Raw genomic sequence first — 16,278 nt, forward strand, 5'->3', positions numbered from 1 at the left:
TACAACGGCCAAAATTTTGAGCGAACGCATCGAGGTTTCAAGCAAATTCAAGATACGTTAGAATCCATGTATTAGAAGCTAGCTAATGGGAGAGGACTTCCATTTACACAAAAAATTTGACACTCCCTATTTTCTGCATCAACACCTCTAAAGATTAACCGTACGTTCTGCGTAACATCAATTGCAAAGCATCCTGAATATTTCCCTAACAAGGCGTGTAGCCTTTGCGGTGGCAAGTGCGAAATCTCATCCAAGTTTTCAGCGATCCTTAAATCTTGCATTCTCCGGTGAACGCCTGCCGCAACCTTGGGTCCAAACTTCCTGGTAAGCATCGTTTTACTTTTAAAAAACTTTTCTAACCGCCCATGTTCAAATCGAATTTCCACTTACATTCGCCCTTCCTAGAAAGCTCCTGCGAGCTCCTAAGGACTAACTCCGTAATTGCGATCGAAATAAACCTGAGATTATCAACTTTTAAAAGTTTCCGTCAATGTGGTTGGTGTAGCTCATATTACACGACTCCCCAGTTGATTGATAGGAAAAGCAGTCGTAATCGTATTGATGGTCGAAATGGTTAAGTTTAAACACCGTCATTGTTTAAAATCAATTTCATTTTCCACCACCTATCATTAAATCACCGAAAAAAAGGGATGCTCGCCACCAGGCCAGCATCCCATCATACTTTGATTTAATTCTTAACAGCCGAACGTCTAAAACAGGGTCAAAATAACACCAACAATGATATAGCAAGCCCCCGCCAACAAGCCAAAACGAGCACCAGCATTCACAACAATCGGTGAATTTTTCACACTTGCCACATGACGCACGTCGACCTTTTCTCCAGGTAGTGGCTCCTGCCCTTTCTTACGTCGGTGCCGCCAACCGGTAAACATGTGTCCCTTAGCCAAAACACAGATCAAACCAAAGAGCACCAAAGCTAGCCCCACCATGAATAAAAGGTTCCCAATCACCATCAAGGGTTGCCCCAAGATGCGCATAGCTAAGGCCACTAGCAGGCCACCGGCAACCCAGCCCGTAGTCCATCTCTGCCAACTTCCCATTGCATAAACTCCCTTCAGCGTTAGCCAGACAACTAACGGGTTTTATTTCAAAACGATATGAGAAAAAACTTGAGCCAACGCCCAGCGCCGCTCAAGTTCTTTGCCTGTTTTATTGCTCGTGACTCCGGAAACGATTCTTGAACAATGGGCTGACTGGCCGATTTTCGTTGATCCGCTTGATGGCTTGGCCAATCAGGGGACCGACAGAAATTTGTTGAATCTTTTCAATCTGCTTGTCGGCAGTCAATTGAATCGAGTCCGTCACCACTAATTTCTTGATTGGTGATTTCTTGATTCGCTCGATTGCGGGACCGGACAATACCGGGTGGGTACAGCTAGCGTAGACTTCCTTAGCGCCAGCGTCCATCAAGGCTTGAGACCCTAACGTAATGGTCCCAGCGGTATCGATCATATCATCGATCATGATACAACGCTTACCCTTGACGTCCCCAATAATATTCATAATTTCCGCAACATTGGCCCGTGGCCGCCGCTTGTCAATAATGGCAATCGGCGCCTTCAGGAATTCAGCCAACGCCCGTGCCCGCGTCACCCCACCATGGTCAGGTGACACAACAACGGCGTCTTCGTCCAAATGATTGGTCAAGAAGTAATCGGCCAACAATGGCGCACCCATCAAATGGTCAACTGGCACGTCGAAGAAGCCTTGAATTTGGGCAGCATGCAAGTCTAAAGCCAAGACCCGCGTAACGCCTGCCGTTTGTAACATGTTTGCCACTAATTTCGCCGTGATTGGTTCTCGTGACCGGGCTTTCCGGTCTTGACGAGCATAGCCGTAGTATGGAATGACCACGTTGATGGTCGCCGCACTCGCGCGCCGCAAAGCATCGATCATGATCAACAGTTCCATCAAATTGTCGTTGACGGGAGCCGACGTCGACTGAATCACGTAGACGTGACAGCCCCGCACACTCTGTTCGATGTTAATGCGGATTTCACCGTCGCTGAACCGGTCCACCGAAGTCTTCCCCAATTCAACACCAACTTCGTTAGCAATCTTACGGGCTAACGGTTTGTTGGAGTTCAACGCAAAGATCTTTAATTTAGGGTCAAAATATTGCGTAGCCATAATTTCCTCCAATAGCAAGTTATCTGCCAGAATTCACTACAATAATTTTATGCTATCGGGTCCCGAAACACAAGACCTTCAGCTTAATCTTCACCGCGATAAGGCAGTTTCTGGTAATAATTTGGCTTGTTGGTCTGCCGTTCCCGAGCAATTGCCATGTCATACTGATTAACGGCATCGGTAATGGTAGAACCCGCTGCGATAAAGCTATGATCAGCCACATCCAATGGTGCCACTAAGTTTGAGTTAGAGCCGATGAAGGCGTCGTCGCCCACAACCGTTTCATGCTTGTTCTTGCCATCATAGTTGACGAAGACCACACCACAACCAACGTTGATGTTCTTACCTAATTTGGCATTCCCAACATAGGTCAGATGACCCACCTTGGTGCCCTCACCAATCGTGGCCTTCTTCACTTCGACAAAGTTACCGAGGTGAACCTTAGGCCCGATATGAGATTCTGGACGTAAATGACTATTCGGTCCAATGTTAGACCCACTGGCCATGTCGGAATCTTCCAATAGGGAAGACGTCACAGTCACGTGATCCGCCAACGTGGCATTCCGTAGTTCGGAGTGAGATCCGATGTAGCAGTCGTCACCGATAACGGTGTTTCCCTTTAATTGGACACCGGGTTCAATGATTGTGTCAGCACCGATCTTTACGCCGGCATCGATGTACGTCGTAGCGGGGTCGACCAGAGTCACACCGTCACGCATGTGTTGGTCATTGATCCGTTCGCGCATAATCTTCGTAGCGTTAGCCAATGCAATCCGGTCATTAACTCCCATGGATTCATCGAAGTCAGCCATCTTGTAGGCTGCCACAATGTCGCCGTCGTGCTTCAGAATTTCAACAACATCAGTCAGGTAATATTCTCCCTGAGCGTTATCGTTAGAGGTCTTGTGTAAGGCCGCAAAGAGTTTCTTGTTGTCAAACACGTAAACACCAGTGTTGATTTCATGAATCTCTTGTTCTTCAGAGGTCGCATCTTTTTGCTCCACGATCTTTTCCACGATACCGATATTGTTCCGCACGATCCGGCCGTAACCGGTAGGATCTGGCGCAACGGATGTCAAGATCGTAGCGGCCGCATGCTTGGCTTCGTGATAGGCGAAGAGGTCTTCAAACGTCTGTGCTTGGAACAGAGGCGTATCCCCACTCACAATCAGTGTGGTTCCCTCTTCATCTTTCAAAATGGGTTCTGCTTGTAAGACAGCATCCCCGGTTCCGAGTTGCTTGGCTTGCAGGGCGTATTGCGTCCGTTCACCTAGTGTGGCCTTCACGTCATCGGCACCGTAGCCGACGATTGTGACAACCTTATCCATGTTGGTCTTTTCAACTTGGGTCAGCACGTGGTCGACCATGGCCTTGCCACAAACCTTGTGTAGAACCTTATACAGCTTTGACTTCATCCGCGTACCCTTACCGGCTGCGAGGATAATCGTATTTCTCGTGCTCATTCCGATATCTCCTAATTTAATGACTTATTTTCATCGCCGAAGATCTGGGTCAGGTAATTTCCTGGCGCCACACGGATCTGCTCGTCCGCGGTCTGAATCTTCAGTAATGAGGTGTACTTGCTAACCGTTCGTTGCCCATCAAAATCACCTTCGGCAAAGACTGCCACGCCGGCGAGTTGTGAATCAAACTCATCCACCAGGGAACGCAAACCACCAACGGTCCCGCCACCCTTCATGTAATCATCAACGATTAACACACGTGAATTTGGTTTCACGCTACGCTTGGACAGCGCCATCCGTTCGATGCGCTTAGTCGAGCCGGAAACATAGTTCACACTCACCGTTGAACCTTCGGTAATCTGAGAGTCGTGGCGCACAATGACAAATGGCACATTCAGGTAGCTGGCAACACTCTCAGCCAACGGAATCCCCTTGGTAGCCACCGTCACGACAACATCGACGGACTGGTTCAGATACTGCGTTGCCAGGATTCGACCAATCTGCCGCAAAGCTGCGGGCCGGCCCAGAATATCTGACATATAAACGTAGCCACCGGGCAGATACCGGTCAGCTTCGGACAATTCGGTCATCATTTCATCAACAAATTGTTCGGCTTCTTCTCGTAAAATGTAAGGGATAAAACGGGCACCACCAGCGGCGCCGGGAACGGTCTCCAGTAGACCAGTCCCACGTGCTTGGAGAGTCCGTTTCAAAATAGTCAGATCTTCACTGATGGAAGACTTGGCCGATTCATACCGCGCTGCAAAAAATGTCAAAGACACCAGTTGGTGCGGGCGTTCTAATAAATACCGAGTCATATCGACCAAACGGTCACTTCTTCTGACTTTCAACCTTTTCACCTCATCTATTTCTTTAGAGTTAATTGTAAGCCCAATTTTAGCATAAATGTTCGGGTTTTTCGTTACATTTCGGTTAGAATTAATAATTTCTTGGGACTTTTGTCAAAATGAAAGCATAATCCGAGATTATCTGACTATGAAAGCCAAGAAAGGTCTGAACCATTGACGATTAACCGGCCTCGTTTGTCGCTAATCCTGCCGCTTCCAGTTATCAGCCTATAGGTTTCCCCAGCCACTTTCAACTGATTACCATCGCAAAATACACAAAAGCTGCGACGAATCAACACTAAACGTTGATTCGCCACAGCTTTAGACTATTTTTGATTTAACGACTACAGGTTGAAAGCCGTCATACACGCTCATACCTGATGACGTCTTTGGAGACTGACGCGTTTTGTCAGGCTTCACACCGAGCCGGAGGACCGTTTCTCAGGCCGCAGGCGGTAATTTTTGCACTGTATGTTAGCTCATTCCGCAGTCTGTAGCCGTTGCCACCCCAGGGCAATGAAGTAGAAGATGGCTTCGATGGCCGCGATAAAGAATGACACGGGGTAGTTCGTCACGTAACTCAGGACCAAGCCGCTCCAGACTCCAATCAGGGCCAGCGCAATAGCCAGCACCATCATCCCCCCAACCGTGTGGGCGAAATACTTGGCCGTAGCGGCTGGCAGCGTCAGTAAGATAAAGATTAACAGAGACCCCACGATTTGGGCGGCCACACTAACACTCAACGCCAACAGTACCAGAAAGGTAATCGACAATGCATTGGTCCAAAGCCCCTTGACCCGAGCGCCAGTGTGGTCAAACGAATCAAACTTCAAAAAGCGATAGATGATGAAGACCACGACCAGCACGAGCAGTGACAGCCACAACATCTGCTGCACATCACTGGCACTGATTCCAATAACACTCCCGAATAGAATGCTCGTAGCGTAACTGGCATTCTTGTTGGCTAGCGACAAGAACAGAATCCCTAGTCCAATGAATAGCGCCGAAATAGCACTGGTTGCCGCCTCTCGCCGCTCGGACCGCGCCGAAAGTTGGCCAACAATGACTGAACTCACTACCGTAAACAGGAGCATCCCATTCAGCGGTGCCCAACCGGCGAAGACCCCGAAGGCCGCCCCGGAAAAGCCAATCTCAGATAGCGTATGCGTCAAAAAAGACATGTTTCGGGCAATCACGAAGACTCCCATGATGCCACAGATGATGGCAATAATGGTCCCGGCCGCGAAGGCGTTTCGCATAAATTCATAACTAAACATTTTCGCCCTCCCACACCTTTTCGGTCGTTAAATTCGCGATAGGTCCCTGTTCTACTTTACCAGGGGTCATCATCAAGTAGTGCTGCGTATACTTCTGCGCCATTGGAATATCGTGGGTCACGAAAAGCACCGTCAATTTAAAACGCTGATTCAACTCCGTCACGAGGTCCAAGAGTTCCGTCTTGGTCACGGGATCCAGACTAGCCGTCGACTCGTCCAGAATCAACAAGTTTGGCGCTTCCACCAAGGCCTGGGCAAGATAAGCCTTCTGCTTTTCCCCACCCGAGGCTTGACCGATGGGCCGCTTAGCCAATTGCTTGAGACCCGTCTGGTCCAGAATCTTTTGAATTTTGTTCCGTTCCTTAGCAGAGAGCCATGGCAGCTTCCAGCCGGTCAGATTCAATCCAACAAAATCCTTAATGGTCAATGGATAGTCGGCGTCGATGTTTCGAAACTGCGGCACGTAACCAATTGTCACGTCGCCTTGACTCGGCAAATATGAAATTTTCCCGTGAGTCGGGTGCAATTGGTGAAGGATTGTCCGCATCAGCGTCGTTTTGCCGACCCCATTTTTACCAATAATGCTCCAGATTTCTCCCTGGCGAATCGTCAGATTAAGGTCGTTAAATACCGGGTGATTTGGAAAGGTCACACCGAGATGTTCTAATTTTAAAATGGGTGCACTTTCCATTAGGATTGTCCCTCCTTCGCTTGAATGCGTTGAACCTGCTGATACTGTTTCAGCATCCAGGTCCGGTAGCTTTGATTGGCCGGCATCGTTTCGGTCACCTTGACGATGGGAATACCGTATTTTTTGGCAAGATTGACCATCGCCGTAACGTTCTTACTGGTATTCTGTGTGTTTTCCACGAAAAATGCGATCTGGCGATGCTTGATTTGATTTTGTAGCTTCGTGATGTCAGCTGGCGTGGGATCGCTATCCTCTTCAATCGACTGGGCAAAATGACCATCACTGATCCGATAGCCCATTGCGCTTAACGCAAAATCAAAGACGGGCTCACTCACGGCGACCTTCTGCCGATTACTGTGTTTCGCAAGTTGCGCAGCGAGTTGTGGCAAAATCCGCAATTGTTTCTCATAGGCGGCTCCCCGGCGTTTGAACTCGGCAGCATGTTTCGGCTCAAGTTTGCTGAACTGGGCAACCAAGTGGCGGGTCACCTTGACCATCGTCGTGGGGTCCGTCCACAGGTGCGGATTATCCCCAGTTTTTTTACCCATGAGGGTGCCAATCGTTAACTTCTTTGTCTGAGCGTCATCGTTAGCCGCTACAACCCGGTCCATCCAACTATCGTAGCCCAGGCCATTCTCAATGACGACATCGGCCTTAGCGACCTTCTTAGCCGTCTTCACGTCTGGCTCATAACTTTCGGCATCGATACTGGGACTGTTGATGACCGTGGTCACCTGACCGCGATCGCCCAGAATGGCCTTGGCCGCTTCACCGTAGAAGCCCAGTGTGGCCACCACATGGATCCGATTGTCGGCATGCTTAGTGGTGGGCGCCGCCGAGCATGCACTCAGGGTGACTCCCACCATTAAGATGGCTAGCAAGGCCAGTAGACCTCGCCACCAAAATTTTCGTTTCCCAATCTGCAATCGACTCATCCCATTTCTCCGCTAAATATGTAAACAGTAATGATTACCGTTTAATATCTTACCAGATAATGAAAACTTGTCAACTACGCTTAAGTCTTCTTTAATCAATGTACTTTTTCAAAAAGTCCGCCATCATTTGATCATACTTGATTGGATCTGTCTCCCGTGTGGCAATGTGGCCAGCACTAGGATCACGATACTTTTCCTTCGGTCCCGCGGCCGCTCGATAGAGCACATCCAAATTCTCCACGGGAACCGTCTGATCATTGGCACCTTGGATCAACAACAGGGGTAAGTGCGTGTGCCGGAGCTGCTCAGCGATATTGCCATCGGATAGCCGATAACCCTCAGCCAATCGGGAATATTGATCGGCAATTGGCACGATCGGGTACGTTGGCAAGTGATATTTATGGCGAATTCGGAACCGCGCTTCCGCTAAAACAGAGGCATACCCAGAATCGGCAATCACGGCCTTAACGTTATGTGGTAAGTCTTCACCCGCGGTCGCCATCACCGTGGCAGCCCCCATTGAAATACCCATCAGCACAATTTCGCAATCGTCGCCATACTTCGCGATGACTTGATTGATCCAGCCGGTATAATCCAGTCGATCTGGCCAACCGTAGCCAATCGTATGGCCTTCACTATCGCCGTGAGCCCGTGCATCGGGCATCAAAGTGGCATACCCCCAGTTATGGAAGACACGTGCGTAAGGAATCATCTGTTCACGGGCGTGTCCCAGACCGTGAGCCAAAATTACCACCCGCTTCGTTGGTTTCTCAGCTTCCACTAAGCTTGCCCGAAGAATCAGTCCATCCAAGCTGGTTTGTGTCCATTCGGCTGGATCGTGTCGGAGATACCAAGCGTTATCATCCGCCGTATTCTCCATGATAGCCCGTTTCTTTGTTTTCAGTCGATTCCGACTAAAGGATTTCGTGGCCACCTGGTAGACCACCGCGGCGCCACCCAAAACACCGACCGCGCCAACGGTAGCTGCTGCCGCGGTACCACCCAGGATTTTTTGCCAAATTTTCATATTGACTCCCTCATTTCTAGTTATTGTCGACATTATCTCAGATTCAGCGGTCTCTAAAAATAGTTGTGACCTTGGACACGCTAAACCAGATTGATACAACGTCCATTTTAGGTTTATTACCTCTACTCTAGCTAAAAATGAGAGCGTTTTCCACTCTTTGCTAAAAATTAATCTTAATTTTTTAGACATCCTACGTTGAAAACACCTGGTGAAGCCACGAGAATTGACCGGCTCACTTAGACTTATTCATTTTACAGTCACTATACAATAACTTAATCAATTCCAGCTGTGTCAATTGCCCCTTCAAGGCTGCACCAACTTCGGCAACCATTCGTGGATCTACAGGGATATTTTCTCTCTCCAATGCCTTCACCTCACTTCGCTATCATGCCCGTTTTAGATGGGCAACACCAGCCAAACACCTTACAAATTTTGTTATACGCAAAAAAGCGTCAAATCAGCGTTTCCGTTGACTTGGCGTCTTATAATTTCAAGCTTATTTTTATTACATGATTTGTTTTACCCGAGCTTGTAACTTAGGCACGACACTGTCTAAGAACCAGGGATGCTGGTGCAGCCATCCGTAGTTTAATGGCGACGGATGCACCAATGGAAAGTAATCAGGTAAATAATCCTGATAGTGCGCCACCGTGGCCGTTAATGTCTGCTCACACTTAGGCAGGTAGTATTTTTGCGCGTACTGGCCAATCAACAGGGTTAACTTGATGTTGGGCATTAATTCCAGTAGAGGTGCGTGCCACTTGTCCGCAAAACCCTTGCGTGGCGGTAAGTCCCCGCCATGTGCATGTTTACCCGGATAGTAAAAATCCAATGGTAACACGGCCACTTTTCCAGAATGGTAAAACTGATCCTTAGTGACGCCCATCCAATCGCGCAAACGGTTCCCACTGGCATCATCCCAGAAAGTCATCGACGCTTGCGCTCGGCGACTTGGCGCCTGACTGACCAGCAGAATCTCTGCCCCGGGTTCAACGTGGTAGAGTGGCTGAATCCCCTGTTCAGTAAAGACTTGATTCTGCGGATCGTCCTGAACGGCTTGAAAGATCTCTGCTGCTGATTGCATCAATGTCTCCCCTCTCAGCTTACGGTAACGGCCGCACTAAATACACCTCACGACAGAACCCCTTCATCCCATTGAACACGCGTTGGGCTCGTGATTGCTTGCTACACAGGCCAAAGACGGTCGGTCCGGTCCCACTCATCTGAGCGGCATCGGCGCCGAACTTCATCAGTTGCTGCTTGAGCTGGGTAATCTCCGGATATCGATGCGCCGTCAGCGGTTCCAAAACGTTACCCATGACCGCACACATCTCCTCGATGTCTTGATTGCGCACCGCCTTCAACAAGCTATCGATGTCCGGATGTTCCAGGTCATCATAGCGAATCTGCTGGAGAATACTGGGCGTAGAAACACTCACCTTGGGCTTGGCCAAAACCACCCACGCGGCTGGGAGCTTCGACAACGGTGTAATCCGTTCCCCACGACCGCGCACGTGTGCCGTCCGACCGTAAACACAGTATGGCACGTCCGAATCAATCTGCAAGCCGAGTTCGGCCAGCTCTTGCCAGCTCAATCCCAGATTCCACAGTTGGTTAAGGCCTCGCAGCACCGCAGCGGCATCGGACGAGCCACCACCCAGTCCCGCAGCCACGGGAATATTCTTTTTGATTCGAATGTTGACCCCCTCACCCACGTTGAATTTCGTTTGGAGTAAATGGGCAGCCTGATAGGCCAAGTTTCGCTGATCGTTTGGTAAAAAACCACTATCCGAGGCAACTCGGATGCGCTTATGTTTGGTTAACGTTTGAATTTCGACATAGTCCGCCAAGTCCACGGACGTCATGACCATGTTCCACTCCTCCGCGCCATCCTGATGATGGTACGGGGTGTCAAGCCCGAGGTTTATCTTGGCAGGCGCCTTTTCAATCAGTTGCATGAGCTCACCTTAATTCCAGATAGGCCACTGCCTACCGTTCTCCTGAATCTGATTAAGCCTATTATACTATGGTTGCCACCAAAATAAAAAGGGTTCTCCAACCCGCGCGCTAATTCCCAATCAGCCGGTACTCGTGAACTCAAATTCTGAATTTTGGCCAAAATAAAAAGGCCTCACTGGCCCAATTATCTATTCATCAAAGTCGACTTCGATGTTTTTGGTTAAAATATCGGTATAGCTATATGAAACCCGTTCAAACGAATTTTCGTCCTGGTCTAAATCCACAACGAATACAGCTGGATAGGTTTCCCGAAGAATTCCATGCCGTTCTGTCGTCTTCTTACGCCCGGCCTGTGCGATCACCATTAACTTTTCGCCAATGCGTTCGTCCAGTTTGTTCTTAATGTTCGCTAAACTTGTTGGCATGCACTTCACCTCTGTGAAACATGATACCATGGTTTCACAAAAAACGCAAATTATACCACACTAGCCTGCAATCCGCAAGAATCCGCAATTGAAAAGGGTTACACAAGCCCTTCATTGTGAAAAGCATTGGTTAATTCAATGAAATTTATCAAGGTTAGCCGTTCTGGCCGTAACTGTTGCGAAACGCCAACGTCTTTCAAGACCGCTTCAATCCGTTCACGAACTTCTGGTTGTTTTCCAAAAATCCCTTGGAGATTGTTCCACAATGTCTTGCGACGATGCGCGAAGCAACCCTTAACAAACTTGTACAAAGCCTGGTCGTCGTACGGTTTGACTGGTAACGGTTCGCGCGGCGTCAACCGAATGATGGCGGAGTCAACGTTCGGTTGTGGGATGAAGGCCGTCCGAGGCACTTCAAAAGCAACTTCCACGTGGGCGCGGTATTGCATGACCACGGAGAGTGACCCGTAGGCCTTGGTGCCGGGAACAGCAACTAAACGATCAGCCACTTCACGCTGCATCATCACCACAATCTCGTCGAAGCTCACCCCACTCTGCAGGACACCCATTAAAATCGGGGTCGTGATGTAGTAAGGCAGATTAGCCACGATTTTTACCGGATGGCCCGGTTCAAATTCATCCTTGATAACGGCTGGTAGATTAGCTTTCAAGATGTCCTGGTTGATGACCTTGACGTTGTCATAATCCATCAACGTTTCATCGAGAACTGGCAACAAGTTTTCGTCAATTTCAAAAGCCACGACCTTCCGTGCCCGCTTGGCAATCTGTTCCGTCAACGCCCCAATCCCAGGGCCGATTTCAATGACGTTATCGTTGTCAGACACATCCGCAGCGTTAACGATATTGCGAAGGATATTTAAGTCCGAGAGAAAGTTCTGCCCCAGGCTCTTCTTTGCCACTAACCGGTAACGAGATAGGATGGCCTTGGTGCGGGCTGGTGAACCAATTTCGGGTACGCTATTATTCATGGAAATCCTCCTTTTGACGAATCTGTTGCACAGCGGCGGCGAAGTCTGCTGGTTGGATGCTAAACATCCGTAAACGCTTCTCCAATTGCTTACCATTCACGTAACCAATCTGGAGGTATTCACCGAGCTGTTCGCGCCGGGCCTTAGCACCGGCGCCACCAATCAGACCCGCAGCCATTAAGTCTTCGTGGGTGATCAGTGTGGGCGCCGCCGTTGTTTCGGTGTAGACGTGGTCGAGTGCAGCCCGGATGGCTTCCGGACTGGCATGTTCCACGCCGAGTGACCCGCCGGCCTTGTCCGGACGACCTTCCGCCTTGGGCAAAAAGGCATGTTTGGCATTCGGTACAGCCTCGGCCACAATCTTACGAATCTTTTCACCAGAAAAGTCAGGATCGGTAAAAATAATCACGCCGCGCTGGTCGGCTAACTTTTCAATAAGAGCCAACGTGTCCTCATCGATTGCGGAACCCCGCGTCTCGATGGTGTCGGCATTAACTGCGCGATTGATTGATTTGGTATCGTCTTTGCCCTCCACCACGAGGACTTCTTTAATCTTCTTCATTAATTTGATAAAACTCCTCTGCATTGTGGTAAGTGGCGGCAGCAATTTCTTCCGGCGTCGTGTCACGCTCCTTGGCAATAGCCTCAACCGTATAACGGGTAAAGGCCGGTTCATTCTGCTCCCCACGATGCGGTTCTGGCGACAGGTAAGGCGCATCGGTCTCAACCATCATCACGTCGAGTGGCGTAGCCCGCACGGCGTCGTGAACCTCGTGGGCATTCTTGAAGCTGGCCACACCGGAATAAGAAATGTGCATGCCCAGGTCCAAGAACTTCTTGAGCCACTCGGGATCGCCGTTAAAACTGTGCATGACGCCACCAATTTCGCTAATGCCACCTTCCTTGAGAATTCGGTAGGTATCTTCAAAAGCATCTCGATTGTGAATGGCAACGGGCTTCCCGACTTCTTTGGCGATCGCCACTTGCCGAGCAAATACCTTGCGCTGCACATCTTGCGGTGAACTGTCCCAATGGTAGTCCAGACCAATTTCACCAAGGGCAACGACCCGGTCGTCGGCTAACTGTGTTTCCATAACCTTCTCGGCAGCCACATCGTAATTCTTAGAATCTTCGGGGTGCCAGCCCACGGCCGCGTACAGCTGTGGGTACTGGTGCGCTAACTTAATAGCATCGGCATTCAGCTGCGTGTTGGAGCCGATGTTGACCATCTTGACAACGCCTAGGTCCGCCGCCTGCTTGAGGTAGCGTGGAACTTCATTTATAAATTCTTCGCTATTTAAATGGGTATGTGAATCAAAGATTTTCATCATGATCCTCCTATTTTCGTGAATCCCGTTTCTTTGATACTTAGTTAATCTGAACCGCGTCTCCAGGCTGGTGAAAATAGGCCGGTACGCTGGGGGGACGGACGTCCAGAGCCAAAGAATGGTCTCTGAACTTGCCTTTGAACCTCTGAGAAACGAGTTTCAAAGGCACCAATTGACTAAGCGGCAAGAATAATCCTGCCGCTAAGTCAATTCCCACGGCTGAGTCCATTTTCACCAGCCTTGCGACTCACACAGAGTTAACTTAGAACCTAACGACTGTGAATTCAACTAAAATGACACACAGAATAGTTATTCACAGGTGGATAACCATTTAGAATCGACGGTTATCAACAGTAAAATTAGCATTCCCCCCCAAATTTTTCTGCTTACCGCCATTATCGCAGACCTTATGAACAATTTCATCCACAATTCGCTAAATTATCAACTGACTTATGCACACATCGGTTTATAGGTGCCAGAAGTTGTCCACATGTCACCTGTCGTCCAATTTTACTGATCACTTTTACACCGGTGGATAAGTTCGTAAGTGGATAACTCAGGTGCCAGTGTCCTAGGGGTTGCTTCCAACCACCTAGACGCAACGTGTTCCAGAGGGTAGCTGGTTGCGCTCAACCCCGCCGCGTCATTTACTTGTTTTGCCACATGCGCATTTTCAAATGAGTCTCGTGGTTAAAAAGTTAGCTTAGCCGGAGTCAGCCAGGTATGGTGCCAGCCGTGACGATGGTGTTAGAACGGGCGATTGCTTCTTCCCGTGCTTACACCATCGGACGATCTTGGAAACTCGCGATTTTATGCGAGGTTTCAAGTCGAGGTCCAAGACCGCACTTTGGCTTGGACCGGTCCCCACGGCGGTAGAATCCTTGGCTGCCGCAGGCGACAATTTATAACCACACTCTTTTAACATAAAAACGCGGGTTGGCGTCTCTTCGACCCGCCGCCCACGTTTATGCGAACACTATTCGACTGATGAACCGTTGACCAATTCACTTGGTACGGTGATTAATTGGACCTTACCGTCGTGCTCTGCAGACAGTAACATCCCTTGGCTAACCTGTCCACGCATCTTCCGTGGCTTTAAGTTGGCCACGATGACCACCTTTTTACCCACGAGTGCTTGTGGTTCTGGATACCATTGGGCAATCCCCGACAGAATCTGGCGATTACCTTGGTCGCCGGCATCTAATTGGAACTTCAGGAGTTTGTCGGCACCGTCCACGTGGTCAACCGCTTTAACCTCGGCGACCCGCAGTTCAATCTTTTCAAATTTATCAAACCGGATCTCCGGCTTGTTTAAGGTCAATTCAGTGTCAGGTTCAGTATCGGCTTGTGCAGTCTCTTGCTGTGCCTGAGCCTTGGCAGCCATAGCGGCCCGGCCCTTGGTCTTCTCAGACTTGGTCATCTGACCTTGAATGAAGTCGACCTCTTCCTTCACGTCGATCCGTGGGAAGATTGGCGTCCCCTTGGCAACAACCTGTTTGCCAGCTGGTAAATCAGCCATGTTCAGGTCAACCATGTCGAGGGTTGCTGGGTCTAAACCAAGTTGCGCAAAGATTTCCTTAGGCGCATGCGTCATGACAGGGCTGATCAGCGTGGCGATTACCCGCAGACTGGCAGCTAAGTGCGCCATGACAGCAGCCAATTCAGTTACCTTGCTGTCGTCCTTGGCCAATTGCCAAGGCGCTGTCTCGTCAATGTACTTGTTTGTCCGGGAAACTAACTTCCAGATTTCAGAGAGGGCATCGGCGAAATGCATCTTGTCCATCAAATCATGGTAATTGGCAATGACGGATTCAGATGTGGCTTCGAGGTCCGCGTCAAATTCGGTTACGCCAACCTTAAATTCAGGCAGCTTGCCGTCTTCATACTTGTTGATCATGGCAACGGTCCGGTTTAAGAGGTTCCCCAGGTCGTTAGCCAAATCATAATTCAACCGGTCAACAAAGTCCTCAGGCGTGAAGGTTCCGTCGTTTCCATAAGGCATTGCCCGCATCAAATAATACCGCAGCGCGTCGAGGCCGTAACGGTCAACCAGTGTTTCGGGGTAAATAACGTTTCCCTTAGACTTGGACATCTTGCCGTCTCGCATCAGTAACCAGCCGTGCGCAAATAATTCATCTGGGGCTTCGATTCCCAGTGCATGCAACACGATTGGCCAGTAAATCGAGTGGAACCGGACAATTTCCTTCCCAACCATCTGAACGTTGGCTGGCCAGAACTTGTTGAACAGGCTTTCATCGTCACTGGTATAACCTAATGCCGTGATATAGTTGAGCAACGCATCAATCCACACGTAGACTACGTGCTTCGGATTGCTCTTGACGGGCACACCCCAAGTAAAGGTCGTCCGGGAAACGGCAAGGTCTTCCAGACCAGGCTTGATGAAGTTGTTAATCATCTCGGTCATCCGTGATTCCGGTTGGATGAAGTGTGGATGGCTGTGGTAGAAGTCCAGCAACCAGTCGGCATACTTACTCATCTTAAAGAAGTAGGACTGTTCCTTGACCAGGGAAACTTCGTGGCCAGAAGGCGCCTTCCCACCAATCACCTTACCATTGTCATCATGATAGACTTCAGCCAATTGGGTTTCAGTGAAGTATTCTTCGTCATCCTCGGAGTACCAACCCTCGTATTCGCCTAGGTAGATATCGCCCTGCTTCAACAAGCGTTCGAAGACTTCCTGCACGGCCGCCACGTGTTCCTTGTCGGTCGTCCGGATGAACTTGTCGTTGGAAATCTCCAACGTCTTCCAAAGTTGCTTGATACCGTCAGCCATGCCGTCCACGTATTCCTGTGGTGATTGACCTTGGGCCTTTGCCTTATCCTCAATCTTCAGACCATGTTCATCGGTCCCAGTTAAGAAGAAGACGTCGTAACCGTTGCTCCGCTTGTAACGGGCCACTGTGTCACACGCAATCGTGGTGTAAGAGTTCCCGATGTGCAGCCGTCCAGATGGGTAGTAGATCGGCGTCGTAATGTAAAAACTTGGTTTGTCTGCCATAAAATAAAAGCCTTCCCTCGCTCTAAATTGTTCCCTTATTTTTAGGTTAAATTTCAGGTTAAATTCTAATCCAGTATAGCATAAACCCCGGTTGAGCCATAGCGGTTCCCGGGGATTTTAACGCTACAAATTTTTAATCTAGTCGCTTGAACGCTACTCACATCAA

Annotated in this window: 16 protein-coding genes; all 16 read right to left on the reverse strand. The window is 49.4% G+C overall.

What is annotated here, in order from left to right:
* Window positions 1-71: 71 nt before the first annotated feature.
* Window positions 72-386 carry a type II toxin-antitoxin system RelE/ParE family toxin gene (locus ACKTSF_RS11490; protein WP_407889560.1) on the reverse strand — a complete coding sequence of 105 codons (315 nt, stop codon included), beginning with the start codon at window positions 384-386 and terminating at the stop codon, window positions 72-74.
* A gap of 324 nt (window positions 387-710) precedes the next feature.
* On the reverse strand, window positions 711-1,061 hold the full coding sequence (locus tag ACKTSF_RS11495) for a DUF3899 domain-containing protein (RefSeq protein ID WP_407889562.1): 351 nt from the start codon (window positions 1,059-1,061) through the stop codon (window positions 711-713).
* 109 nt (window positions 1,062-1,170) lie between these two features.
* A complete protein-coding gene (locus ACKTSF_RS11500) occupies window positions 1,171-2,151 on the reverse strand; it encodes a ribose-phosphate diphosphokinase (protein WP_407889564.1) in 981 nt (326 codons plus the stop codon).
* 83 nt (window positions 2,152-2,234) lie between these two features.
* A complete protein-coding gene (gene glmU / locus ACKTSF_RS11505) occupies window positions 2,235-3,614 on the reverse strand; it encodes a bifunctional UDP-N-acetylglucosamine diphosphorylase/glucosamine-1-phosphate N-acetyltransferase GlmU (protein WP_407889566.1) in 1,380 nt (459 codons plus the stop codon).
* Between the two features lie 11 nt (window positions 3,615-3,625).
* Window positions 3,626-4,465: a pur operon repressor gene (purR, locus tag ACKTSF_RS11510; protein WP_407889568.1), complete on the reverse strand. Its 840-nt coding sequence runs from the start codon at window positions 4,463-4,465 to the stop codon at window positions 3,626-3,628.
* A gap of 476 nt (window positions 4,466-4,941) precedes the next feature.
* A complete protein-coding gene (locus tag ACKTSF_RS11515; RefSeq protein WP_407889570.1) occupies window positions 4,942-5,739 on the reverse strand; it encodes a metal ABC transporter permease in 798 nt (265 codons plus the stop codon).
* Entirely contained in the window at window positions 5,732-6,430 is a 699-nt protein-coding gene (locus tag ACKTSF_RS11520; RefSeq protein WP_407889572.1) for a metal ABC transporter ATP-binding protein, read from the reverse strand. The genes ACKTSF_RS11515 and ACKTSF_RS11520 overlap by 8 nt, the downstream gene beginning before the upstream one ends.
* Entirely contained in the window at window positions 6,430-7,365 is a 936-nt protein-coding gene (locus tag ACKTSF_RS11525) for a metal ABC transporter solute-binding protein, Zn/Mn family (RefSeq protein ID WP_407889574.1), read from the reverse strand. Before ACKTSF_RS11525 ends, ACKTSF_RS11520 begins: the two co-directional genes overlap by 1 nt.
* A 91-nt stretch (window positions 7,366-7,456) precedes the next feature.
* Window positions 7,457-8,392, reverse strand: coding sequence for an alpha/beta hydrolase (locus ACKTSF_RS11530; RefSeq protein WP_407889576.1), 936 nt, complete (start codon window positions 8,390-8,392; stop codon window positions 7,457-7,459).
* Window positions 8,393-8,897: 505 nt separating this feature from the next.
* Window positions 8,898-9,476, reverse strand: coding sequence for a uracil-DNA glycosylase family protein (locus tag ACKTSF_RS11535; protein WP_407889578.1), 579 nt, complete (start codon window positions 9,474-9,476; stop codon window positions 8,898-8,900).
* Window positions 9,477-9,495: 19 nt separating this feature from the next.
* Window positions 9,496-10,350, reverse strand: a complete 855-nt coding sequence (gene ispE / locus ACKTSF_RS11540; protein WP_407889580.1) for a 4-(cytidine 5'-diphospho)-2-C-methyl-D-erythritol kinase — start codon at window positions 10,348-10,350, stop codon at window positions 9,496-9,498.
* Window positions 10,351-10,539: 189 nt separating this feature from the next.
* Complete coding sequence (locus ACKTSF_RS11545) at window positions 10,540-10,776, reverse strand: Veg family protein (protein WP_020089174.1); 237 nt, start codon at window positions 10,774-10,776, stop codon at window positions 10,540-10,542.
* A gap of 98 nt (window positions 10,777-10,874) precedes the next feature.
* Window positions 10,875-11,765 (reverse strand): 16S rRNA (adenine(1518)-N(6)/adenine(1519)-N(6))-dimethyltransferase RsmA, encoded by an 891-nt coding sequence (rsmA, locus tag ACKTSF_RS11550; protein WP_407889582.1) that lies wholly within the window; start codon window positions 11,763-11,765, stop codon window positions 10,875-10,877.
* Window positions 11,758-12,327 carry a ribonuclease M5 gene (gene rnmV / locus ACKTSF_RS11555; protein WP_407889584.1) on the reverse strand — a complete coding sequence of 190 codons (570 nt, stop codon included), beginning with the start codon at window positions 12,325-12,327 and terminating at the stop codon, window positions 11,758-11,760. The genes rsmA and rnmV overlap by 8 nt, the downstream gene beginning before the upstream one ends.
* Window positions 12,314-13,093 carry a TatD family hydrolase gene (locus ACKTSF_RS11560; RefSeq protein WP_407889586.1) on the reverse strand — a complete coding sequence of 260 codons (780 nt, stop codon included), beginning with the start codon at window positions 13,091-13,093 and terminating at the stop codon, window positions 12,314-12,316. The genes rnmV and ACKTSF_RS11560 overlap by 14 nt, the downstream gene beginning before the upstream one ends.
* Window positions 13,094-14,069: 976 nt before the next feature.
* Window positions 14,070-16,112: a methionine--tRNA ligase gene (gene metG / locus ACKTSF_RS11565; RefSeq protein WP_407889588.1), complete on the reverse strand. Its 2,043-nt coding sequence runs from the start codon at window positions 16,110-16,112 to the stop codon at window positions 14,070-14,072.
* Between the last annotated feature and the right edge of the window lie 166 nt (window positions 16,113-16,278).

This window comes from Levilactobacillus muriae (genome assembly GCF_045862015.1).
Classification (GTDB): domain Bacteria; phylum Bacillota; class Bacilli; order Lactobacillales; family Lactobacillaceae; genus Levilactobacillus; species Levilactobacillus muriae.